The 24,605-nt window shown below is 45.8% G+C and carries 19 protein-coding genes; 8 read left to right on the top strand and 11 right to left on the bottom strand.

Annotated elements, in window-relative coordinates; genetic code table 11:
- Nucleotides 1-28 precede the first annotated feature (28 nt).
- The 4 genes from JT717_RS25860 to JT717_RS25845 all read left to right on the top strand — a co-directional run bounded on the left by JT717_RS25860 (nucleotide 29) and on the right by JT717_RS25845 (nucleotide 5,922).
- Entirely contained in the window at nucleotides 29-1,585 is a 1,557-nt protein-coding gene (locus tag JT717_RS25860; RefSeq protein WP_205514095.1) for a RagB/SusD family nutrient uptake outer membrane protein, read from the top strand.
- A gap of 191 nt (nucleotides 1,586-1,776) precedes the next feature.
- Nucleotides 1,777-4,338 (top strand): TonB-dependent receptor, encoded by a 2,562-nt coding sequence (locus JT717_RS25855; protein WP_205514093.1) that lies wholly within the window; start codon nucleotides 1,777-1,779, stop codon nucleotides 4,336-4,338.
- Nucleotides 4,339-4,383: 45 nt separating this feature from the next.
- Nucleotides 4,384-5,154, top strand: coding sequence for a rhomboid family intramembrane serine protease (locus tag JT717_RS25850; RefSeq protein ID WP_205514091.1), 771 nt, complete (start codon nucleotides 4,384-4,386; stop codon nucleotides 5,152-5,154).
- 204 nt (nucleotides 5,155-5,358) lie between these two features.
- The gene (locus JT717_RS25845) at nucleotides 5,359-5,922 is read left to right on the top strand and encodes a porin family protein (RefSeq protein ID WP_205514089.1); all 564 of its coding nucleotides are present in this window, start codon (nucleotides 5,359-5,361) and stop codon (nucleotides 5,920-5,922) included.
- A gap of 101 nt (nucleotides 5,923-6,023) precedes the next feature.
- On the opposite strand, the gene JT717_RS25840 is transcribed toward JT717_RS25845, so the two are convergent.
- Nucleotides 6,024-9,188: a TonB-dependent receptor gene (locus JT717_RS25840; RefSeq protein WP_205514087.1), complete on the bottom strand. Its 3,165-nt coding sequence runs from the start codon at nucleotides 9,186-9,188 to the stop codon at nucleotides 6,024-6,026.
- A gap of 360 nt (nucleotides 9,189-9,548) precedes the next feature.
- Between JT717_RS25840 and JT717_RS25835 the strand changes: the two genes are divergently transcribed.
- Entirely contained in the window at nucleotides 9,549-9,872 is a 324-nt protein-coding gene (locus JT717_RS25835; protein WP_205514085.1) for a hypothetical protein, read from the top strand.
- A 79-nt stretch (nucleotides 9,873-9,951) separates the two neighbouring features.
- Here JT717_RS25835 and JT717_RS25830 read toward each other — a convergent pair whose 3' ends face one another.
- From JT717_RS25830 to JT717_RS25800, 7 genes are all read right to left on the bottom strand, one after another.
- A complete protein-coding gene (locus JT717_RS25830) occupies nucleotides 9,952-10,845 on the bottom strand; it encodes an SDR family oxidoreductase (RefSeq protein ID WP_205514083.1) in 894 nt (297 codons plus the stop codon).
- 124 nt (nucleotides 10,846-10,969) lie between these two features.
- Complete coding sequence (locus tag JT717_RS25825) at nucleotides 10,970-12,226, bottom strand: WD40 repeat domain-containing protein (RefSeq protein ID WP_205514081.1); 1,257 nt, start codon at nucleotides 12,224-12,226, stop codon at nucleotides 10,970-10,972.
- 197 nt (nucleotides 12,227-12,423) lie between these two features.
- A complete protein-coding gene (locus tag JT717_RS25820) occupies nucleotides 12,424-13,668 on the bottom strand; it encodes a hypothetical protein (protein ID WP_205514079.1) in 1,245 nt (414 codons plus the stop codon).
- 41 nt (nucleotides 13,669-13,709) lie between these two features.
- On the bottom strand, nucleotides 13,710-14,045 hold the full coding sequence (locus JT717_RS25815; protein WP_205514078.1) for a hypothetical protein: 336 nt from the start codon (nucleotides 14,043-14,045) through the stop codon (nucleotides 13,710-13,712).
- 144 nt (nucleotides 14,046-14,189) lie between these two features.
- The gene (locus tag JT717_RS28690; protein ID WP_369411755.1) at nucleotides 14,190-14,489 is read right to left on the bottom strand and encodes a winged helix-turn-helix domain-containing protein; all 300 of its coding nucleotides are present in this window, start codon (nucleotides 14,487-14,489) and stop codon (nucleotides 14,190-14,192) included.
- Nucleotides 14,473-15,114, bottom strand: a complete 642-nt coding sequence (locus JT717_RS25805; protein ID WP_205514074.1) for a hypothetical protein — start codon at nucleotides 15,112-15,114, stop codon at nucleotides 14,473-14,475. The genes JT717_RS28690 and JT717_RS25805 overlap by 17 nt, the downstream gene beginning before the upstream one ends.
- 67 nt (nucleotides 15,115-15,181) lie before the next feature.
- Entirely contained in the window at nucleotides 15,182-15,661 is a 480-nt protein-coding gene (locus JT717_RS25800; RefSeq protein WP_205514072.1) for a nuclear transport factor 2 family protein, read from the bottom strand.
- 132 nt (nucleotides 15,662-15,793) lie between these two features.
- On the opposite strand from JT717_RS25800, the gene JT717_RS25795 reads away from it, so the two are divergent.
- Nucleotides 15,794-16,861 carry a hypothetical protein gene (locus JT717_RS25795; RefSeq protein WP_205514070.1) on the top strand — a complete coding sequence of 356 codons (1,068 nt, stop codon included), beginning with the start codon at nucleotides 15,794-15,796 and terminating at the stop codon, nucleotides 16,859-16,861.
- Nucleotides 16,862-16,926: 65 nt separating this feature from the next.
- Here the strand turns inward: JT717_RS25795 and JT717_RS25790 are convergent, their stop codons facing one another.
- From JT717_RS25790 to JT717_RS25780, 3 genes are all read right to left on the bottom strand, one after another.
- Nucleotides 16,927-19,449, bottom strand: a complete 2,523-nt coding sequence (locus JT717_RS25790; RefSeq protein ID WP_205514068.1) for an Hsp70 family protein — start codon at nucleotides 19,447-19,449, stop codon at nucleotides 16,927-16,929.
- Between the two features lie 15 nt (nucleotides 19,450-19,464).
- Nucleotides 19,465-19,782, bottom strand: coding sequence for a hypothetical protein (locus JT717_RS25785; RefSeq protein WP_205514066.1), 318 nt, complete (start codon nucleotides 19,780-19,782; stop codon nucleotides 19,465-19,467).
- A 241-nt stretch (nucleotides 19,783-20,023) separates the two neighbouring features.
- Complete coding sequence (locus tag JT717_RS25780) at nucleotides 20,024-21,925, bottom strand: S9 family peptidase (RefSeq protein ID WP_205514064.1); 1,902 nt, start codon at nucleotides 21,923-21,925, stop codon at nucleotides 20,024-20,026.
- Between the two features lie 101 nt (nucleotides 21,926-22,026).
- Here JT717_RS25780 and JT717_RS25775 point away from each other — a divergent pair, with 101 nt between their 5' ends.
- Nucleotides 22,027-22,845 carry a helix-turn-helix transcriptional regulator gene (locus JT717_RS25775; RefSeq protein WP_205514063.1) on the top strand — a complete coding sequence of 273 codons (819 nt, stop codon included), beginning with the start codon at nucleotides 22,027-22,029 and terminating at the stop codon, nucleotides 22,843-22,845.
- Between the two features lie 64 nt (nucleotides 22,846-22,909).
- Nucleotides 22,910-24,565, top strand: coding sequence for a serine hydrolase domain-containing protein (locus tag JT717_RS25770; RefSeq protein ID WP_205514062.1), 1,656 nt, complete (start codon nucleotides 22,910-22,912; stop codon nucleotides 24,563-24,565).
- Nucleotides 24,566-24,605 lie beyond the last annotated feature (40 nt).

Below are 24,605 nucleotides of genomic sequence, written 5' to 3'. Positions count from 1 at the left end.
ATTATCCTGGTCACTATAAAACAGTAATATGAACAAGATATTTATAATAACGGTGCTGGCTTTTACCGTTATCTCCTGTAAAAAAGATTTTATCGAACTGGCGCCCGAAGATCAGATCGGCGAACCCAATTTTTATAAAACGGAAGCGCAGTTCAGGATGGCCCTCACTGCTGCTTACACGCCTTTGCGCGACCTGATGGAAAATGATTTTTATACCAGTGAAATGCGGTCAGACAATACGCATTACCAGTATTACCAGATCAACCGTGGAACCGCTTATACCATGCGCGAGAACGTGGCCGATTTCATGGACGATCCTTCCAATAATTACAGCAATGCCGTTTATTTTCATTGTTTCAAAGGCATCTCCCGGGCGAATGTCATTCTCGACCGGATAGAAGGCGGCACACTCAGCGATGCCGCGAAGAATGATATTGTAGGCCAGGCAAAATTCCTGCGGGCTTTTAACTACTTTAAACTGGTAAGGTACTTTGGCGGCGTGCCGCTCTTCATACATGAAGTGCTTGATGCGGAAGAATCCTTCCTGCCCCGGTCATCTGCCGCCGCCGTATACGCGCAGATCATCGATGACGCCAAAGATGCCATAACCAGACTAAGTAACCCTGTTTTTGTATCAGGTAAACAATCGGGCCAGGCCACCAAAGGGGCCGCCACTATGTTACTTGCCGAAGTGTATATGACGCAGCAAAATTATGCGGAAGCGGAGGCCCTGCTTAATTCCCTGGCTGGTATGGGTTATGATCTCCTGCCTAAATATGCCGATGTATTTTCAACCAATAACAAGAACAGCCGGGAATCTATTTTTGAAGTCCAATACCTCGAGGGATTACAGGGCGGTCAGCAAAGTAATTTCATTTATCAGTTCCTGCCCCGCACGCAGAATACCACCTTGATAACCGGCGTTAAAACCGATAACAGCGGGATCGGTGGCTGGAATACCCCCACCCAGGACCTGATCGATGCCTATGAAGCAGACGATACCCTGCGTAAGGATGCTTCTATCGGGATGGCCGAAGGAACCTACAATGCCAGTAACTTGTTTACGCTTTCAGCCAATAAAAGCGTTCTGAATTATAAACCGGCAGCCGGCAGGGTAGGTGTGCCTTATATCAAGAAATATTTAAACCCGCATACCAATCCGAATAACACCAATGATAACTGGCCCGTGTACCGCTATGCCGATGCCCTGTTATTACTGGCAGAAGCAAAAAACTTACAGGGTAAAGCCGGCGAAGCGCTTGTTCCCCTGAACAAAGTCCGTGCACGCGCATTCGGGAACGTAAACCATAATATAACGACTTCCGATGCCGCCGCCCTGACCGACATCATTGCCCGTGAAAGGAGGGTAGAGCTGGCTTTTGAGAACCGCCGCTGGCACGACCTGGTGCGTACCGGCAAAGCCATAGAAGTAATGAATGCGCATGGTGTTAAGCTGAAACAGCTGTACAATTATTTGCCGGCGGCTGCTTACCAGGTAAATGCCAACCGTTTATTATACCCCATCCCTCAATCGGAGCGCGAGCTGAATATCGACCTTACGCAAAATGATGGTTATCCGCAGTAAGAAATTCGGGATTTAGAGATGTCGCGGTTTATTGGGGAGTTCAACACTCAGCCAATCACAACATCTCTAAATCTCAACATCAGAAATTGTTGAACCAAGGAGAAAAAACTTAACCTGTAAGCCGGCGGGAATCTCCCTATATTTGTGTCGTTATGTATTTATGGGAATAACGACTTTAACTGCTTACAGGTATGCATTTTCATGAGCCCGGTTCATTTGTTAGAAAGTTATTACATGCCGGGCTATGCCTGTGCATTTCTATTAGCAGTCTTGCCCAGGGCAAGCGGGAAACGGATACGGCGCAGAAAGTGCATGTGTTGCAGGAGGTCGTAATATCAGCTTCCCGCCTGCAGGAAAAGCAGTTGTCAGCTCCGGTGAGTATTTCCAAACTAAGCGCCGGGAATATTCAGCAAAGCGCAGCGCCCGGCTTTTTTGATGCCATTGGTACCATGAAAGGCGTACATATGATCGTGCCGGGTATGGGGTTTAAGATCATTAACACCCGCGGTTTCAGCAATACTACGAATGTGCGCTTTGTGCAAATGATCGACAATATCGACAATCAAAGCCCGCATATCGGCGCTCCCATCGCCAACGCTTTATCGCCCGGTGACCTGGACATTGAACATGTTGAAGTTATCCAGGGCGTCGCATCAGCATTGTATGGGATGAATGCTATGAATGGATTGGCCAACTTCACTACCAAAGATCCTTTTACCAGCCAGGGCTTTAGCGTACAACAGCAGGTGGCGCTTAATCATGTGAACGATCCCAGTGAGGTGGGGCCCAGGCTGTATAACGAAACGAGTGTTCGCTGGGCCAGGGTAGTGGGTAAACAGTGGGCGGTTAAAATAAATGCAGGATACAATCGTGGCTATGACTGGATCGCTGATAACCGCGACGATCTGAACCCGGCAGCTAATATAACAACCGGTTTATCCGGCGCTGATAATCCTGCTTATGATGCAGTGAACGGGTACGGCAACGAAAGCAGTAACCGGCGGACCCTCTCGCTGGGTGGAAAAAATTATGTGGTAGCCCGCACAGGATATAGGGAACGCGATGTAACGGATTACCGGTTGCAAAATGTAAAAGGTGATCTATCATTGTATTATCGGCCAACCGCAGGAACAACCCTTTCCTACACTTACCGCACCGCTTTCTTAAATAACATCTACCAACGGTCGAACCGCTTTCGTTTGCAGGATTATTGGTTGCAGCAGCATATTCTTCAATTTAAAAATGATCTTGTACAGGCAAGGGCTTATCTTAATTCAGAGAATACCGGGCATTCTTATAACCTGCGTTCGATGGCAGAGAATTTGGATCTGAACTTCAAAGACAATAATACCTGGTACCAGCAGTATACAAATGCGTATAACAATGCCATCGCTTCAGATCCTGGTGTAGCAGCTGCACATCAAAAGGCAAGAGCAGCGGCAGATCAGGGACGCTGGCAACCTGGCACCGGTGCCTTCAACGATAAGCTGAAAGAATTACAGGAAATCAACAACTGGGATATTGGCGCTGCCTTACAGGTAAAGGCGCACCTGCTGCATACAGAAGCAACACTTGACCTGGGGAAATTATTGCACAGAAATTTTGATCTGCATCTGGGCGCCGATTTCAGGGATTATATCATTGTGCCCGATGGAAATTATTTTATAAATCCAACCGATTCAGGCGCCAATTTAAATTATACCAGCTATGGCTTCTTCGTACAGGCTTCAAAAAAGTTGATGCAGGAGCGATTACAGCTCAGTGTGGTATTGCGTGCAACCGGCTATGAATATTTCAATCTTAAGTGGAACCCGAGACTGACCGCAGTATATGAAGTGACCAGGAATAATTTTGCCCGTTTTTCCTATCAGAACGGATATCGCTTTCCCAGCATCTTTGAAGGTTTTTCGAATATCAACAGCGGTGGTGTAAAAAGGGTAGGCGGTTTGAAAGTAATGTCGGATGGGGTCTTTGAAAATTCCTGGTTAAAAAGTTCCATCGATGCGTTTACTGCTGCAGTGAACAGGGATGTGAACACGCAGGGGCTAAGCCAGGCCGCCGCCATTGAAAAGAACAAAGTGCTCTTACAGCGCAATACATATTCGTATTTGCAGCCCGAGCAAATGCATTCTTTTGAAGCAGGGTACCGGACCATTTTATTAAATAACCGCTTCTATATTGATGCCGACCTGTATTATAATTTCTATTCAAATTTTATTGCCCAGATTGAAGCGAGTGTTGCCAATACCGCTGACAGCGCATTGATTCCGGCTTATTTATATGACAGGAATAAACAGGGCCGCTACCGCCTCTGGACGAACTCAAAGAGCATTGTGCATAATTATGGCGCTGCGATCGATCTCCTGTACATGATCAATAAGCAATATGCGGTATGGGCTAATATCAGTTATCAAACCCTGAAAAGGACCAATACCAATGACGGGCTGGAAGATGGATTCAACACGCCAAAATGGATGGTGAATGCTGGTGTGCGGGCAACTGACATTTATAAGAAACTGGGTTTTAACCTCACCGCCCGCTATCAAAGTGATTTTTACTGGCAATCATTTCTGATCAACGGCACCGTGCCGGCCATTTTCAATGCCGACGCAATGGTGCAGTATTCATTTGCAAAACCAAAGCTGCAGGTAAAGCTGGGCGCCACTAATCTGCTGAACCACTATTACTATTCTATCCTCGGCGGGCCACAGATCGGTGGCTTATATTATACAAGCTTTACGTATTCTTTTTAGCTGCTTTTCAGGTATGGCTTTTGCCTATTTTTGAATAAAAAAAGCATGGTCTTTCCCATTGGTGATGACAACCGGGACAGGAAAAGTATACCTGTCGTTAATTACCTTCTGATAGCGTTGAATATTTTTGCATATGTGTATTGGCAGAAGCTGGGCATGAACGATCATGTTACGTTTGCCTATTCTGCGGTGCCTGCGGAGATCCTGACCGGTAGTGATATTGTAACTGATACCAAGATCGCTATTAACCCATATGACGGGGAACGATACAAGATCCCCGGCCTTGAAGTCACCAATATTCCTGTTTTTTTTACATTGTTCACCTCTATGTTCATGCATGGCGGCCTTGCCCACCTCGCGGGTAATATGCTGTACCTATGGATCTTCGGCGATAATATTGAAGACGCATTGGGTCACCTGAAATATCTTTTCTTTTATTTGTTATGCGGTGTGCTGGCAGGACTTAGTCATGTATTCAGCACAGCCATCTTCGGACAAAATCTGCTGGTGCCCAGCCTCGGCGCCTCGGGCGCCATCTCGGGTATGTTAGGCGCATACCTGCGCCTGTTTCCGGGCAAGGGCATTCATCTCTGGATCTTCTTTATCATACTTACCGTGCCGGCATTCATTGCCGTAGGTGTCTGGTTCCTCTTCCAGGTAATGAATGGTTTGGGTGCATTGGGTGGCGAAGAAGCAGGTGGGGTGGCTTATGCGGCCCATATCGGCGGCTTCATAGCCGGCTTATTATTGATAGGGACCTTTGCGAAAGATTTCCTGGCCCGGCGCAGAGCGGCTTCGCGAAGAGGCTGGATCTGATTGCCGGACAACAATGATAAACAGCTGGCCTTTTCACCCGAAAGCAACAACATCGTGTGTAACCGCAGGCACCGCATATCCCCAATTATTTCCCCGGTGCGAAATTTCTATGATTCAATTGATTACAGAAAGGGTATGTTTATACGGCCCGGCTGGTATCGGGTTTGCAATACCTATTGTGTATTGTTAAATTAAACCAGCTTTATGAAGAGAATCATTTTTTCAGCAATGCTGTTATTGCTGATCAACGCTGCCATCGCGCAGCATGTTGAGTATGGGATCAAAGGCGGTGTTAATTTTGCCAACCTGAATGATGATGCTGCCGATAATAATGCAGAGGCCAGAACCGGATTTCATATAGGCGGTTTGGCCCATATTCATGTGACCCGTGCATTTGCCATTCAGCCTGAAATAGTGTATAGCACACAGGGCGCTGAATTTGGCAACGACAAACTCAAATTGAATTACATTAATGTACCTGTATTGGCGCAGTACATGTTTGGTAATGGATTCAGATTACAAACCGGACCGCAATTGGGTATCTTAACCACATCGGAATGGGATAGAGGAGATATAGAAACGGATGTAGACAACCTGAGCAATGCCGATTTTTCCTGGAGCTTTGGCGCGGGCTATCTTGGCCGCAATGGATTAGGTGTGGATGCACGTTATAACCTGGGGCTTACCGATGTAACTAAAAGCAACACGACCGATTGGCAGAACCGTGTTTGGCAGATAGGACTTTTTTACCAGTTCAGACATAAATAGTGCTTTTACTTTTTTCAGAAAGCTAAACTTTAAATGAAAAGCGGCGCAGCTTTGCAGAATACATTCTGCCAGCTGCGCCGCTGATTTTTACTAGCTATAATTTAGAAGCCATAACGGATCCCTACCTGGATCTGCCAGGGATTGCCACCGGGATTTATTATACCTATATTGCTGTTTACATTGTAATTGAAATTCTGCGTTACGTCGTTAAAGCCGGTGGTGGGATTAATAGAATAGATATTCTGTTTGCCCAGGTTCTTGCTGGCGCCCCAGCTTTTGTTGAGCAGGTTCTCCAGGTTGAAGATGTCGCCGGATAATTCAATGTATTGCTTTTTCCATACATTGAACTTCTTAGCCACGCGTACGTCCCATACCCCATTAAAGCGGTTGATACCACCATTACGTTCAGCAATTCCACCGATGCTTTTTCTCACATAGGTTTTGAGGCTCTTGCTGGCGTTCGGATTATCCAGGATGGTATTTATGCCGTTGCGGTATTTCTCTGCAACCTTGGGATCATTGATATCGAAAATGTATGCGAGATCATTGGAGGCTACAAAGTCGCCATTCACGTTGCCATCTACGGCTAATGAGTAACGTGTGCCGCCAATGCCCGAGTAGCGAACCCCTACACTGACCCCAAAAAAAGTTGGCAATGTACCGTAAAATACTACTTTATGCCGGAAATGACCATCGGAATAAGACATTTTGCTAAGGTTGCGTGGGTCATCCTCCACCATAAGCGACAGGGTAGCGGTATTGGCTACGTCGCCATTATAAGAAGTATTGTCCTTAGAATCGTTCCAGGTATAGCTCCAGGACACTTCGCCATCGCGGAAATAACGCCAGGTACCATCCACAACAATCGCGAACTGGTTTATTTTACCTTCGCTGTTCAGTTCCAGCACGCGGCCTACGTTAAGGCTTTTGCGGCCTCTCATCCAGTCGGTTGCCCCATTGGTCTTATTGATGGAACTGGCAGGAACGTATACGCCCCGGTTGCCTTCTTCCGATAAACGGAAAAACGGCTCATCGGCCATGTTCTTGTCAACATACATATAGTTGTTGCGGGCAAGCGTTGCATACACGGTTACACCCATTTTCAGGTTATTGGTAATAAAACGGCTGTAAGAAGCATTGGCTTTATATACAACCGGAATGCGTGCATCCTTGCCATTCATGTTGATGGTGGGAACGGCCTGGTTGAGCAGGTCCTTCCCTGGCGCAGTGGAAGGATCGTTGCGATAGCCCGGGAAATCAGGGGTAGGAATTCCCGACTGAATATCTACTGACATTACTTTAGTTCCATCGAACACCATGTTATTGATCATGGCGTAATTATTTATATCAGAGCCAAAAACGCCGGCGCCCAGGCGCAGGTAATCGCGGTGTTTTTCATTGATATCCCAGTTGAACTGGATGCGCGGCTGGATCTGGAAGGTTCCGAGTGAGCGGTTGGTAACCAGGCCCAGGTCGTCGAACACCACCTGGTTGAAATTAGGTTTGTTAAAGTAGTTGGTGTAGTCGGCCCGGATACCGGCTGTCATTTCAAGGCCGGGCGATAATTGCGTTTTCATCTGGGCGTATAAGGCCGCATTCAGAATGTTCTGGTTTACACTGGGATCGTCTTCCAATGCTACTTCGCGTGCATAACGGTAAGGCGTAAGATTCTCGAAATTGTTAAGACCGATAAAATAGAAGCGGCCGTTCATTTCACTGCCATATAAAGAGTTCATATGGGTGTACTGGATATCGGTGCCGAACGTATAATTGAACTTGTTCGTATTATAGTACACGTTATTTACCAGTTGAAGCACATTGTTGTAAAAATGTTCGGGTGAATACCGTTGACCGCCCAATTGAATATTGGTTCTTAAAGTAGAGCCCTCCACGGGACTTTCAATACGCTCTACAATAGCCCGGGGAATATTTTGTTTTGGCAGCTGGCTACCGGGCGTACTTTCTTCAAAAGTATAGAGGTGTTGTAATTTCAATTCATTGGTCAGCTTGGAATTCACCACGGTACGTAATGTAGCGAGGAAACTGTTATTCCAGGCGTGGGCATCGGCATACACTTCGTAGAGGTTAATGGCAGTATTGTCATCGCGGCCGAGGGGAGCGCGGTCGTTCACATAATTATTACGAAGGGTAAGCAGGTTCTTTTCGTTCAGCTGCCAGTCAACCCGCAGGAAGGCGGCATCGGTATGTCTTTTCTTATCGAATGAACCGGTTTGCGGTGCATCTGATACGCCATATTTGCTTCTGGCGATGTCCATAAAGCGGTTGAGCGTAGTTCTCGAAATATTGAAACGTCTTTCATCAGCCGTTGTTTGTATATCTGCGATCTGTAAAGGCCGGGCATCATCCTGGCGGTCCCAGGCAATAAAGAAATGAGCTTTGTTCTTAATAATGGGACCGCCTACAGAAAAGCCATACTGGTTAGTGGAGAAATCATTAAACCGGCGGTTGCCGCGCATATCATATTTACTCGATAACCAGTCGGCCCGGCTGAACATGAAAGCGCTACCTGATAATGTATTGGTACCTGACTTGGTAACCGTGCTGATGGTGCCGCCGCCGCTGCGGCCAAAGGTAACATCGTACTGGTTCGTAACAACCTTAAATTCCCGGATGGCTTCCATCGACATGGCGTAGGGGCCGCCGATACGGTTATTGGTGCCGCTGCTGCTGGTAGGATTTTTAGCCGATGTGCCATCGATGGTAATATTGGTAGAAGAACCCAATTGACCACTCAGACTGTTGCCACTGCTCAGGGGCGAGAGGTCGATCAATGAGGTGAAGTTACGGCCATTTACGGGCAACCGGGAGATGTCACGGGCTGTGACAGAAGTAGCGGCGCCAAAGTTTTCCGTTTTTTTCCGCTGGCCCGTAGCAGTTACGGTAACTTCATTCATGCTGGCGGCAGAAACCTGCATGCTTATGTTTACCCGCAACAGATCACCCTGGTTCAATGAATAATCGGTACGCTTCTGTTCACCATAGCCAACAAAGGTAGCTTTGATGGTATAAGGACCGCCCAGGGGCAGCTCTTTAAAGATGTACTCGCCTTTTGCATTGGTAAGTGTTGCCGTTGTAAATCCGGTTGATTCGTTGGTCAGTTGTACGCTGGCTCCCTGAACAGGTTTTTTGTTCTCATCGGTGATTACGCCAATGATGGAAGCCTGGGTGGTCTGTGCAATTAGTTTGTTGCCTGTTACGCTTGCCAATAGCAGGAATAACAGCATTGCAATGAATGGTTTCTTCATTTGGTGGGTTACTTTAATGTATGTAAGAAAATTTAGATTTCCGCGGGATCTTATCAGGGCTTATACATGGTCATACTTGTCATAGACGTGGAAGCAATCAGTTGGTACTACTGTTTGCAGGATAGAAATTTCCATGAACAGTTAGCGTATTGAGCTGCGAAAATAGGATGTGCCTGAACGAATGTATACAGCAACAGATTTGATAACATTAATTTCATCTTAAGATAACGATGGCGGGTAATGATGATGAACCGGCCTCGGGTTCCATGTAGAAGCAAATACCCATTATAAACAAGGGAAAAGCAGCTGCCGGTGGTCTGGCTTTTGCTGCTTTATTGATATCAGCTAAAATATTTGATTATGCAACATCAAAAAAATAAAGCAGACAATGCCGAAGCCAGGAACAAGGCAGACCATACGCAGCTGGAGCGCCAGGAAGGAAATGAATTGTTCGTAGATGCTTCGCAAAGGTTGGATGAAGAGGATGTGAAAGAGAACGATATGACCGGATCAGCTGCGGATGAATGGCAAAATACACAGGAAGAGAACCGTAACAAACAGGATATAGACAAAGCGCCGGGTGAAGGACGTGGAGAGGGTGACTTGGTGACCGGTAATAATTTAAAAGGAAAGAAAGTGGATGCTGATCCCTCGCAGGAGGAAGATCGGCCAACAAAGCCTTAAGGGAGTTATCCCATTGGTTAACAAACAAAACAGGCAGGCTGTGCATTGCATCGCCTGCCTGTCTCATTTAATAATAGTTTTAGATAGTTGGCATACCACCCGTTACCTGAACGGTAGCGCCTGATATATAGCTAGCTTCTTCTGAAGCCAGTAATACATATACAGGCGCCAGTTCAGCGGGTTGGCCAGCCCTTTTCAAAGGTGTTTTACTGCCGAATTCTTTTACCCTGTCGCCCGAAAAACTACCGGGTATCAATGGTGTCCATACCGGACCAGGCGCCACGCAATTTACCCGGATGCCTTTCTCGCCCCATAATTGCGCCAGTGTTGCCGTGAAGTTCTGTATTGCGCCTTTTGTAACGGCATAAGGCATCAGGGATTTATTAGGCGTATAGGCATTTACTGAAGATGTGTTGATGACTGAGCTGCCTGGTTTCAAATGTGGTTCTGCTGCTTTACAGATATGGAATATGGCCGTAAGGTTGGTGCGGAAAGTATATTCCCATTCTTCCGTGGTGATTTCCTGTAAGGAGGAATGTTCCATCTGGTAAGCTGCATTGTTCACGATTATGTCTATCTGGCCAAATTCCTGGATGGTTCTTTCTACCAATTGTATACAATGCGCTTCATTGCTGATATCTCCCGGCATCAATACCGCTTTCCGGCCTGCCTGTTGCACATACTCAGCGGTTTCCTTTGCATCTTCTTCCTCGTTTAAATAGGATATCAGCACATCTGCGCCTTCACGCGCAAAAGCAATAGCTACTGCTTTACCAATACCAGAATCACCACCGGTGATCAATGCTTTGCGGCCCGTTAGTTTGCCACTGCCTTTGTAGGTAGTTTCGCCATGGTCTGGTTTTGGATCCATCTTTTGTTCTGTACCCGGCATTTCCTGCTCCTGTGCAGGATAAGGAGGTTGCGGATATTTATCCACCGGGTTTTGCTTAGGTGCTTTTACTGTTGTACTCATGACATAACATTTTTAGTGTAGAAAAGCACCTATAATTATGCCATCAGGCGGCTTTGGGGGAAGGAAACGGATGCAGGAATTTTTTTTACAGTTGCCAGGATGCAGGGTATGATTTTACCCAGAATTACCAGACCAGGGGCTGGGGTTCATTTTTCCAGAAAATGATCCTGAATTCTTCATAATGATCGCCATTGCCAATAGTATGGTCGTCGCGCCGGCCGCCATTAAGGGTAAGTTTATGGATCATACCCGAACAGGAAGCCACCCAGAGGGTTTTTTCGTCATCAGACATCGCCATGCTTGAAATCGTGGAGCCTAAAAAGTGTTGCCATAGATATTTGCCTTTATTGTCAAAAGCTTTTATGAAGCCACTGGCATCGCCCAGGATATAATAGCCGGAGGCAGATACCGCTGCATATACCCGGCCTGTCTTATCAATAACGGTATAGGGCGGTCCTTCTTTTCGGGCGCCTGTTGACAAAGCCTGCCAATTGTTGGCAGGAACACTTATAGAAATACCATTATAAGAATGGCAGGAATTCAATATGGCCTGTTGTCCGTCTTTCGAGAACAATGCATAATGAGGATACGATGATAACGCATCAATGACTGCGAGCTCACGGCCATTGCGGTTTAAGATCCGGTGCGCCGAATTTTGATCACCTGCTACTATGAAAGAATTGTCATAAGATAAAGCGGCATGTTCCATATCGATCTCGGGTGTCCATTCATCATCTTCTGCATCGGGCGCCGGATGGATCAAAGAGTGGCCATTTGTGGTAAGCAGGTAAATGCCTTCGGGGGAGATCAGCAATACTGATAAGCCGTCATTAAAAGGAATTACCTGGGAGACTGCCAGGTAATTTGCGATGGGAACTTTGAATGCAGCTATTTTTTTGCCTTGCCAACCTTTATAGGTAGTTACGGTGCTTTCTTCTGCTATAGCATAGATCTCATTCTGATGAGACCGGCCGATCGACTGGATGGTTGCAGGCAGTTCCTGGATGCTGCTGTTGGTTAAAGTGTATGCTTTTCTTTTTTCATAAGCAGTACCAATAACGAATGCTATTTTATTATAGTTTATGTAGCACAAATTCTCTATGCACTGTCCCTGTTCCTGGATGATATGCACGAATGGCGCGTACGCCGGCGGGAACATGGCTCTGAAGGCCGGGGTAGTATTTTCTTTGTTGGCTTTTTTTAAAAGAGAGAGTATCAATGGGGCCAGTTCATTCCTGTTGTCTGCAGGTTCAGGACCCTTCAGGTTCTCATCGCCATGTACTTCGCCTAAGGCTATTTTGGCATTTATTTCTTTGGCATATGAGCTTCCTTCTATATTCCATGTAGTTTGCAGTAATGTCATCTTATCTGCCAGATTCATGCAGCCCTTCCTTTTTAGTTTCGCACGTTTTGTAACGATTTACAACAGTATGCATTTAAATGGTCAAGGTGTAAAACTAAATCAGATTTTTAGATTAGCAGATAGTTAATTAATAAGTGTGTTGTTTTGGTCGATAAGCGTGTTATTTTGACCGATAAGTGTGCAGCAGGCGATCATTACAGCCGCACTTTCAGCCTTTACCGATATGCAAACAGGAATGGAAATAAAAAGGTAACGCATAGGGCCCACAGGCAGTAAACAGGCAGGTACCATGCAATCACTTTTCCAACGCCGCTGATGTCCGTTTTCTTTGTGAGTACCCTGTTAAGCTGGCCAGTCACCAACAAAAGATGGATCAGGATAAGCAGATTGCTACCCAGCACGGCGGCCCTGTTGGGCGTTAAGCCCCAGGCAGAGATCCGGAACAATATGGCAGACAGCGCAATGCCATTAACGATAAGCGTTACAACAGATAAGAGGGTAAGCACCCACACTTCGGCTTTACTTTTGGTTATCCGGGTTGTTTCCGCAACTGAAAAGAAGATGATGGCCATGACACCGATCAGCAGCACATTGAAGACCAGTAAAAATTCGCGATCGTTGTAAGGGTCTTTTCCCGAGTAAATAATGGCTGTAAGATAAATGACCAGCATTAGTAATACGAGCGGACTGAATATTTTGGCAATCACCGGTGATACCTTTCCAACGAGCTGGGGATTGGTTTGCGTGAGAAAAGTGCCGATAATGGGGGCGGCAGGAAGGCCAAATACAACAACATTCTGCATATACCATTCTTCAATGCGCAGGCCGATCAGGGAAAATAAGCCAATGGTTACACCGCTTAAGATGCCGCCTGCGATCACAATGAGGGTTGTCATCACCAGCAGGTCGCCGTTATAACTTAAAAAGTGAAGCCGCTTTTCTGTATTGTCAGCCGGTGCACCAACAAAAGCAAGACCTGTTAAGAACCACAGGATCAGGAGCAGGTGAATACAAGACAGCACTACACTGTCGCTGTTATTATTACCAGGAAGCCAATTGATAAAGAGTAAAGCAGCAAGGGTTGTGCAACCGATAAAAGCTATTACAGCGGTTGATAACTTAGTCTTCCACGCGAAATAAGCAGAGAGTACCGGGAAGATGATAAAGCCGGCATTGCGCGAATAGAAGAACTCTTCATCTAAAGCAAGTATTGCCGGCAGTTTGGCGATCGAGCCGGCCACCAGGATGGCAATGATCACAAAGAGCAGTTCTTTGCGGCTGGCCCGGTTGATTTCATCGCTTTCGTAATGCAGTCTTTCATGCCAGTATTCAGCGAGCGGGTTGCCGCTGAGCTCCGGATACAGGGCGCTGAATGCCCGCTTGAAAGGCGTTTTATTCGTTCTGTACAATCTTTCCAGCTGCCTGGGATCATTCAGGTGAGCAAGGATCTCTTCTTTCATAAGTTGCTGTTTAGAAATGCAGGATATTGTTTATGCAGGTATTAATTCCAGTAGGTGCCATCCAACCCTAAAACAGTGCCCAGCCAGATGCCAACGATGAATACGACTATACTGATGATCACTGCTATGGCTTTATGCAAACCCAGCCGGTTATGATATTGAACAATGAAGTAATTGCATAAACCACCCATGGCGCCGGCCAACGGTACTATGATCAGAGGTCTTATGCGCCATAATTTAGGCCATTCAGGATTAGGTTCGCCTGCTGTGAGCAGGAAGAGGGAGATCAGCGCTAAACCAATGACTGCGCCTGTCAGCATTCGTTTAGTGAGGGAAGCGGGGTTTTGCTGCATGGTTGAACTGTTTTTTGATGTCATGATTATTGTTTTTATTGTTGTTGTTTTGAAAGAACTTTGAAATACAAAGTGTATGGACAAAAAAAATTAATATCATCCGTTCCTGGGTAGTTGGGATGCCTGTTGCACCTTTATACCGGTCTTTTCTGTTTTTTGGATGATCATTTATTTCTGTGATTTAATTAATTTTTCCAATGTTTTCAGGTGATCGTTGAACGCTTTTTTGCCTGCTTTTGTCATGAAGTACTTCGTGTTCGGTTTTTTGCCAATAAATGATTTCTTAACGCTGATAAACCCTTCTTTTTCCAGGACCTTTAACTGGCTGGCCAGCTTGCCATCGGAGATATCGAAATAATCTTTCAGGGAATTGAAGTCAAGCTTATCATTAACAGCCAGTACCGACATAATACCAAGCCTGGTCCTGCTTTCAAAAGCTTTATGTAAACCATTAATTGATATTTTCACGTTTCTCGTACTTGTAATGCAAATAAATGCCGTAAATAATATGCACCCCGCCGAAACCCAGGGCCCAGCACAAAGTGCCATATGTTATATAAAATGAACTGATCAAACCCAGGGCTATTTCAATCAATCCCATATATTTCACCTCTTCATAGGTGAACTTACTGGCATTGAACAGGGCCAGTCCGTAAAACAGCAGGGAAAGGGGAGCCATAAAACCGATCAATCCTTTGGCGATCAGCGCCAGGATTAATAAGCCGCCAGCAATAAGCGGAACGGCCATGGCATTTATTACCCGCCTGGTAGTGGCATTCCAGAATTTCTCACCACTTTTATGTGCCTTTCGCCAGGAAAGGAAAACAGCCGTGCCCAGGGCCAGGATCAACACCGCAATGGCTACAACAATAACTCCGAGCAACGCGGGCGATATATTTTCTAATGAAATATTATTATATACTAATGCTGAAGGATCAAAATCAAGTACCTGGTAGGCGAGCCAGGCGCCTGCCAATGCGTACAGACCAGCCATTACGCCTGCCAAACCGGAGAGTGACAGAAACTTGGTAGAACGCTCCATCATGGAGCGGATCTCGATGAGATCACGGGCATAATCCGGGTTTTCTTTCATACGAAAGTACTTTGCATTTCAAAGTTAATGAACAGAAACCAGATTAGCAAGTGCTTTTTCGGAAAGTTTAGCGCGCATGAAGACTGATCACCCGGGTCATTCTCCATTGCCCCTTTTCATTGCGCCAAATGTGAACAAAGCGGGAGTAGTTCGACATGGTGGTATCTACTTTATTATGAAACCGGTGATAACCCATTTCTACCGCGCCATAATCTTTGATGGGATATACTTCCAGGCTTCCATCGAGTAATTCGCGGGTTACTTTTCCGCATATATTGTTTTTTAAGGCGGTTATCAGCGCCGCTTTGGAGGTTAATAAACCGTTATGGTCGTGATAGAATTCAAGTGAGTCGGAGAACAGTTGGTCCTGCACCTCTATCCTGCAATTGTTGTAAGAATCTTCCCATAAGCTATCCATATGCGCAATGGTGTCGTATAATGCCTGTGACTCGGGCTGATAAGTAGGCACCAGCAATTGCCAGGGGTGTTTGGTGCTTGTGCAGGAAAGTACGATCAACAAAAAAATAAAAGTGCTTATTTTTTTCATGTTATTTTATTTTAAGGCTGCTCTGTCTAATTTCCCTCTTTTTCCTCACTTAAAAAAACGTACCCCGGTCGCTGTTTGCATCTGTTGGGAATATTGTTTACTTTTCGCCGTCTGAACCTACAATCGTCCCCGATGCAATACATGTCGCCATTTGCGTATTTTGGAGAAACCTTACCTGCCCCCCTCGATAAAAAAGCGATCCAGTTAGCAAGAAAAAAGCTGTTTGCGGAACTGGAGCTCAGCGGTGAAATGACGATCGAATTACAGGGTAAGCAACTAAGCAGGAATGATATCATTCAATATTTCGATACCCTGCTGAAAGAGGATGTCCTCAGTTATCATAGTGCGATAGGCGCAGATGCTGTTTTATTGAATTTCCTGGAACAGGCTATCATCGGGCCGAAGGAAATGTTCCTCGACAATCCCTTATACGAAGATGAACGGTTTATTCAGTGGGTCAGCCCTTATTTCTGTCACTCCTTTCTTGCCTTCATGACCAACTGCTTCCTGGTGGAGCCGGATGAAGATGGACTGGTTTCATTACTGGCCAACAAGCATTTTATGACAGCTGCAGACGCTCGGAAAGCCTGGGATGCCGTTGTGCGCATTCTCATGGATGATATTGCCACCCTCGACCAATACCACCAACAGGCGAAAAATAACAAGGCAGCTTCGCTGGCCCCCATCGAATACCTGATGGAATTCCGTTATATCAGGCTGATCCAGCTGCTTCCTGAAGACCGCTTTGCCAGTATCAGCGACAGTTATGCGCACAGTATGCTACTGGCATGCATCGACACTTTTAATAATAATAACGACCACCGCGACACGGTAAGAACCTGGCTGGAAAATGCGGAACTGCTGGCCGTTTCAGCTGAAATAAAAGCCGGCATCCATGAAAGGCTCAGCGAATTGGACGCTATGGATGCGCCCGCTCCTGCAAAAAAGAGTGAATCTTCACCGCTGAAGTTTATAATTATAGCCGTGATCCTTGTGATCAGGCTCGCCACCTGTAAAACCAATTCCTCCACTACCTATAATCATACGCCCGTTGTGTTTCCCCAGACGACGCCCTGGAACCAGCAGCGCGTCCTTGACTCATTAAAGATGAAGTATCCGCATATGGACTGGGAAACCATTCACAAGAACAGGCGGGACATGGATTCGGCAAACCTTCGGATCCTGGACACGGCCCGTTGATATTTCTGGTAATTAATAAGTATAATAACTATTATCGGCACTATGCACGCCGGTAAGCTTTTTTATCACCCTCTGAGGCCCGTACCCCTGATCGTTTCTTCCTGGTCTTTATCGATCAGGAGTTCGTACATCCGGTATACGATGCTCAGTATTTCATCAGGGTTCTGCCTCGACAATGCCTGGTCGCCCCGTGTTTTTAAGGCCTTTATTTCATTGAGATTGCTATAGGCCTCATCCGGCTTCATGCAATAGTACATATAAAGATTAGTGACATAAGAAATATCCTTCTTCTTTACATTCCAGGTAAGGCGGTCCATTTCACTGATCTTTAAGCGCAGGTACTGCGTACTACAGTTATTGATCCAGGCATTTTCCTCGGCACTCATACTTTCCAGCCGTTGCAGCAGCGCCGTGTCGCCGCTTTGTAATAATAACAGCCGGTAAGCTTCCTTTTTATGATAATATTCTTCTTTCAGATCGAGGATGCGGTCGCCTTTTTCAGCGGTGTCAATGATCTGTGACAGCCGCCTTTTCTGATCATCCAATTGGTACTTCGTATCCGTTACATCATCTTCTGACAGGGTCTTCAACTTTTCCTGGATCATTTCCAATTCATTAATGGCCTGCTGTAAACTGGCGCTTGCTTCATACTTTTCATTTTTCAGCAGTTTCTCGAGCTGCCGCCTGCCAAGCCGGTGTAAATAATCTGTTTCCTGTTTAAGGCGGGTTACATTCACTGTTCGTGCAGAAGGATTGAATACCTGCCTGAACTCTGCATCAATCATGCTGATATAGGCGGTGACCGTGATATCCCTGCTTTCGCTGATCTCGAAACTAAGATCTATGTCGGAACCCTTTATCAGGTCCGATTGCAGTTGTTTGCCGGAAATGCTCACGATGCCGATAGCAAGGTTCGATTGCGGCGATGCATAACGGCTTCCTTCCAGCACATTGATCAGCAACTGGTCATCACTGCCCCGGGCGATGGTCCGGCTCAATGTCTTGGTGATCGATCTCTTAATGGGAAGGATGGCGTTCCTTTCGAAGATCAGTTCCAGGTGGGTGATATTATTTTCGGTATCATCTACTTCAAGGCAAATATCATTGGGCAGGGGCTGGCCGTAAATAGAGAACTTTCCCTGTACGATCATGATCTCGGGAATGGACACCTGTATTGGGAATCCCTGCCGGTCGAATAATTTCAAACTGAAAATGTTCAGGCTGTTCGGTAAAAGCAATAACATTTCGCTGATCTTTTCCGACACCGGCTTAAGGCCGCTGTCAAAACCGCCATCGGCGCGGGTGATACGGTAATTGCTTCCGGCAGGCGCATTTTTAATAGTGGCCGCCAAATATTCTTCGGCATCGCGGCTGTTCGACTGGTAAGCGGTTTTCACTTCAATGGCCGCGCTTTGCTGAGGGTTCTTTTTTCTGTTATCTTCAGCAACCATTTTTTGTTCGGCAGGCAAGCTTTCTACTTTGGCGGCCCTTCCGCCGGCATACCAGGCTGCTCCCTCCACGACAGCCGTTGTGGGATCAATGGAGGTATTCACTTTGATGCCCAGTTCCTGCGTCAGAAGGCCCCGCACGAGGGGAATATAAGTGCTGCCGCCTACAAATACCACCTCGCTAATATCAGCTGGTTGCAGCTTATTCCTGGTCAACAGGTTGTGGATAAAAGTGATGGACGCCATGATGCGGTCACGGATGATGGCATCGAACTGCTCGCGGCTGGTAGAAAAATACACTTCATGTGTTTGGCCCGCTTCATCCGTAAAATCAAATTCGATCTCTACACTGGTATGGTTGCTCAACGCGATCTTCGCTTCTTCTGCCTTGTACAGAAGTTGGTAATACAACTTATTATACTTTCCATTCGCGCTCAGCATTTTTGAGGAAAGGTCCTCGATGCCGAACTGGCTTTCGAGATAGGGAATGAATAAGCACGTTAAGATGGCGTTGTCGAAATCAATACCGCCAAAGAAATTATCGCCTTCATGGTCAATGACCTTCATTTCATCATCCTCTATAACGACCAGGGCTACGTCGAATGTACCACCGCCCAGATCGTATACCAGCCATTGGCCTTCCATGCCTGATCTACCTTCTTTATTGGCGAACGCGAGGCTGGCGGCAATCGGCTCCTGTAACAGCAGCACTTCCCGGAAGCCCGCGGCATAACCCGCCTCCTTGGTAGCGTTACTTTGGATGGTATCAAAGCTCGCAGGGATGGTGATGACCACGCTGGCAGGCGATTCGCCGGTAAAAATAAAATGCTGAAGTTCCTGCAGGATGATGGTGCTTAATTCAATGGGTGTTTTGAAAGAACCGGTGTTAGGAACAAAGAAACTTTCGCCGGTGCCCATTTTTCTTTTAAAAGAAGCAAATACATTGGCCGGATCTTTCTCCACGTATTCCCGCGCTTTATCGCCGATGAGGATGCGGTCTTTCCGGAAAGCTACCACGCTGGGCAGGGTCACCTTCAAACCTGAAGGATTTTTGAAAATATCCACAGTTCCGTTATTCGCCTTTGCGATCAGGGAATTGGTGGTGCCCAGATCGATGGCGAAATTGATAGTCGACGACATATGTATTAAATATTTTTATTTATTGCCAACAATGACCACGCCTTTCTGTAACAGGGAGCGGCCTGCCTGCTGTTGCATATAAACGATGGGTTTGATGACATCCAGCACATATAGCTTGCCGCTTGCTTCCCCGGTGATACTGGCTTCCAGGTCGGTGCGCGCTTCATTATAAGCTTCGCCAAGCGGGTTCAGCAGTAATAGTCCGGCTTCTTCCAGTACGGATTTCATCCGCTCAATATTGCGAAGGATGCCAGTAGATGGCTGTCCCGTGGATAACTTCTTTTCAAGCTCGAAGACAAGATTGGCCATTTTTATCCATAGGTGTTGGGACATGACAGGGTAGTATTTGGTTACAATATAGAAGCCAGCTTCCAAAAATCAAAACTTTTCCGTTACAACCAACCTCCCGGGTATGTTATGGAGGGCCACTAAAACAAGCGGAAATGTATCACAAATAAATGAAGGGTTTGTCAATCGCTTAAACCACTACCTGTGTCCATCGGGTACGAATAAAAAAGAAGCTGCATCATACTTTTGATACAGCCTGGCTTGTTTACATTTTATTTACAGTGTATTAAAAGCTTTTTTTCGCATCCGCGGCATAAGCATCGCCCTTGAGGTATTTGTCGAGAAACTCGAGGGTCACTTTGGCCGCTTTCATTTGATTTTCCCTTTTTCTGAATCCATGGCCTTCATCAGGGAAGAGAACGTATTCTACAGGCGTTCCATTCTTTTTGGCGCCGGCAACAATTTCATCGCTTTCCACCTGCAGCACCCTGGGATCGTTGGAGCCTTGCAGTACCAGCAAAGGTGTTTTGATCTTGTCGGTATTAAAAAGGGGAGAAATGGTGCGTAAGCGTACTGAATCGGTGGCCGGGTCACCCATTTCTTCGTACAGGGCTTTGCGAAAGCTTTCCCAATACGAAGGAATGCTTTGCAGGGTGCGCAGCCAGTTCATCACCCCGAACAGATTAACGCACACTTTAAATTCGTCAGGATATTGGATGATGCCCGCCAGGGACATAAAGCCGCCATAACTGCCGCCATAAATTCCAATTTTAGCAGGCGCTATATACGGTTGTTGCGCCAGCCATTTCTTTCCCCATACGCAATCTTTCAGATCCTTATCGCCATGATTCCGGTTGTCCATCTTGTAAAAACTTTTACCATAGCCGCTGCTGCCTCTGTTGTTTACAGCGAGTATGGCATACCCATGATTCACGAAATATTGAATGGACTGTGAATAACCGGCGGTGCTTTGGCCACCGGGGCCGCCATGTACCCAAACAAGGGCAGGCACTTTATTAGCTGGAGAAGCATTTTTGGGTTTATAGAAGATGGCCGGGATCTCCAATTCGTCGAATGACTTAAAGCGAACCACTTCGGCATCTACCAGGTCGTTCGGGTCGATCTCCGGGTTCAGAGAGTTCGTGAGTTTGTTCAGTTTCTTTGAATCGAAATTATAGGAATAAAGATTGACGGGAGAACGGTCGCTAATGACGTACACGATCATGTTCTTTTCAGTAGGAGAAATACCTACGCCCTGCACATAACCGTCTTTGATCGTTGGAAAATTCAATGGCCTGCCGGTTTTGTGATCATACAATAAGATCTTGTTCCTTCCATCTTCATTGACGCCAATAACACGGTATTTACCGTTCTCGCTGGTGTACATATACATCACATCCCATTTGTCGGAAAAGATCTTTTCTTGTTTGCCGGAGGCTATATCATATTTTACCACATAGGTAAATTCACTGCCTTCATTGGTAGTGTAATAAAAGGCGCTGTTGTCGAGTTCGAAGCTTTGGGGTGCATAGGTTGCTTCTGTTTCGGCTGACAATTTCTTAAGATCATTGGATTTGCGATTCAGCAAATACATTTCGTTCTTATCGGTGGTGATGCTTTTCGTTAGCAGCAGCCAGTTCTCGTCGGGCGAGATACCGGCCACATTCAATCCCTGTTCATTTTTATAAAGCAGGGTAGCTTTCCAGTCGCTGGTGTTCATCCTGTATACGTCAAAGAACTTGGGGTCGCGGAGATTGCTGGAATAATAAAAAGCCGTTTTCGGGCGGTTCCAACCCATGAATCCGGCTTTTTCATTGGCGCCGGGCGTTAGGTCGGTCACTGTGCCGTCTGTTTTTTGCAGGTAAATATGGGTATTTTCGTTGCCGCCTTTATCGGCCGAATAAAGGAAGTTATTACTGCCCGGTATATAGTCGATCGCGAAATAAGACTCCTTTTCAGAGCGGGTCAATTGCTTTTTTGCTTTGGTAGCTAGATCAAGCTCGTATACGTTGAAGATGCCCGTACTATTGTCGTGGATCAGTATCTTGTTTTCCTGCTTGTTAAAATCACCGCCGCCATAAGTCACTGTCTTATAAAATTGTTCAATGGTATACTGTTTAACGGCAGTTTGTGCATAACTGGTAAAAAGCATGGACAAGCTAAGAACAGTTAAAAATACTGGTTTCATGGTTCAATTTTTAGTAGCATAAGTTACAGATTTCCTTTTGTATAAGCAGGGACTTTTACATGAACGCGGCAGGCATTCAGCATTATTACTTAATTTACCGGATGAATTGTTCAAGACCAGGCCGGTTCTATGGAAAAGCAAATGAGACGCTTTTCTTAAACGGAATTATTCTCAATGATAGTGATTATGTCTGTGATTTTGTGGATTGGCACTATCATGAAAATGCGTATTTTAGTTTTCTGCTGGCTGGCAGTTCGCTTGACGGGAACAGGAAAACCACCCATGAATGTGCGGCTGGAAGCCTGCTTTTCCAAAATTGGCAGGACCCGCATTACAATGTGAAATCAAAACTGTATACGCGTGGCTTTCATGTTGAATTAAAACCATCCTGGTTCGCTTCCTTTGATATGCCGGCCAACCTGGTCGAAGGGAGTATGAGGATAACCGATCCTTCGTTGACAACGCTGATGTATAATGTTTTTAAGGAAATGAAATTGTATAATGGTGAGAGCCAGCTGGCCATCGATGCCTTGTTGGTGCAGTTGTTCGATGGGCTTAGCCAGGAAAGCCGATCGGGTGAAACATTAAAGCCGGCCTGGGTTAATGTGATCAGAGAAGCGCTGCATGCCGCGCCTGACCAATGGAAATTAATTGAACTGGCGAAACTGGCGAATGTGCATCCTGTTCATTTGTCGCGTTATTTTCCCAAATACTTTAAAGCCACGCTGGGCGATTACAACAGAATGATCAAGGTGAATAAGGCGCTTTCCCTGCTACCCAACAAGCACATGTCCCTTACAAAGATAGCTGCGGAATGTGGCTTTGCAGACCAGAGTCATTTTATCAGAAGTTTTAAGTCCTGTCATGGACTTACTCCGTTGCAGTATAGAAAATTGCTGTTAAAACAGGAACCATGTTAATATGGTTCTATTTTGATGCTTCGCTTCCGGGTACCTTTGATGTATCAAATAAGATCTGTTTTTTATGCGTCTACCTCTCTTAATATTTTTTAAGATTCTTGTAGCAGGGCTCTTTGCTCAATCAAAGGATCTTGTCACAAACCAGGGTATTACATCGGCATTTCACCGGGAAAACCTCGGTAAGATCTTATTCACAGCCCAAAACATTCCTGTCGCCAAACTGCTGCAAAAGGATGTGTTAACGGAGTATACCTTAACGAACAAAAGCGATCTTTTCATGACCGTGTTTATGGGTAACTCCATGACCAATTATATGCATAGTTTGGCGCCGCATTTGCCGGCAGACAGTCTCGTGAAAACCGGCAACTACCAGTTTTCTTTATTCATAGATAATCGGCTCGTTTATGAAAGCAATCTTTATCCGGGCGCTCCCAACCGCCGGGTACAGGATACTGCTACTGTTATAAGCAAGCCATTGATCGATAATAAGCATGAGGGCGTTTATTGGACCCAGTCTTATTGGCAACGATTTTTGTTGAATGGGGGAGACAGCGCACTGACCGATGGCAAACACCTGCTTCATATGCAAATTAGACCGTATGTTCAGTTGCAGAATGAAATTAAAGTGGGTGATATTATTGCTGAGGGAAGCTTGAACCTTACTGTGCAACGGAGCATTAAAATAGATCTTGCCGACATCCGCCTCAACCCTTTACAACCATATCCGGGTTTTGGTATTTCTACAGACAAGTTTGACCGGAAAAAGATCATAACGTTGAAAGCGCATATAGAACAAGGTACTTATAAACACATTAATGGGTTGATTATCGTCAGCAATGGAAACTTACTTATCGAAGAATATTTTAACGGTGAAAACCGGTTTACCTTGCATGATCCAAGGTCGGTCGGAAAATCATTTGCTTCCACGATCACAGGTATCGCCATACAGGAGGGCTACCTGAAAGATGAGGAACAACGTTTGAGTGACTTTTATGATCTTGACCGGTTTCAGCACTATGCTGCGGAAAAAGAAGACGTTTCCATAAAAGACCTGCTAACGATGAGCGCGGTTATCGATGGCGATGATAATAGTTTCAACTCACCGGGCAACGAAGAGAACATGTACCCTGCCAAAAACTGGGTAAAGTTTGCATTGGATCTGCCAGTGAAGCTGGCAAGGCCTGCTGGTGAATGGCATTATTTTACAGCCGGGGTGGTGGTATTGGGAGACATATTACATAAATGCGTTCCGGATGGATTGGAGAAATATGCGCACTTGAAACTTTTTAAACCGCTTGGAATTAGTGAATACGAATGGTCATATACGCCACAGCATGTTGCAAACACAGCGGGAGGGATCCGCTTGCGAGCCCTGGATTTTGCAAAATATGGTCAATTGTATAAAAATGAAGGAAAATGGAATGGCAGGCAGATCCTGCCAGTGCAATGGATAAAGAAGACATTCACCAGGCATAAAAAGATAACCGGCAGAATGGACGAATATTATGGTTATCTCTTTTGGAATAAAAAATACAGGGTCGCTGGTGCAACCTATGAAACCTGGTATTGTACTGGCAATGGTGGAAACAAAATTTTTATATTCCCGGATCATCCGTGGGTAATTGTGGTCACCGCGAGCGCGTATGGTGCTCCGTATGCACATCCCCAGGTAGATAAAATGATGACAGAATATATACTACCTGCATTGACCGGTAAATGAGTGTTAAAGAATTATCCGATATTTATTGAGTCAACTGAGA

It is taken from the genome of Longitalea arenae, from assembly GCF_016924755.1.
In the GTDB taxonomy this organism is placed as follows: Bacteria; Bacteroidota; Bacteroidia; order Chitinophagales; family Chitinophagaceae; genus Niastella; species Niastella arenae.
Note: the sequence above shows the minus strand (reverse complement) of the source record. Positions and strands in the feature narration are given on the sequence as shown.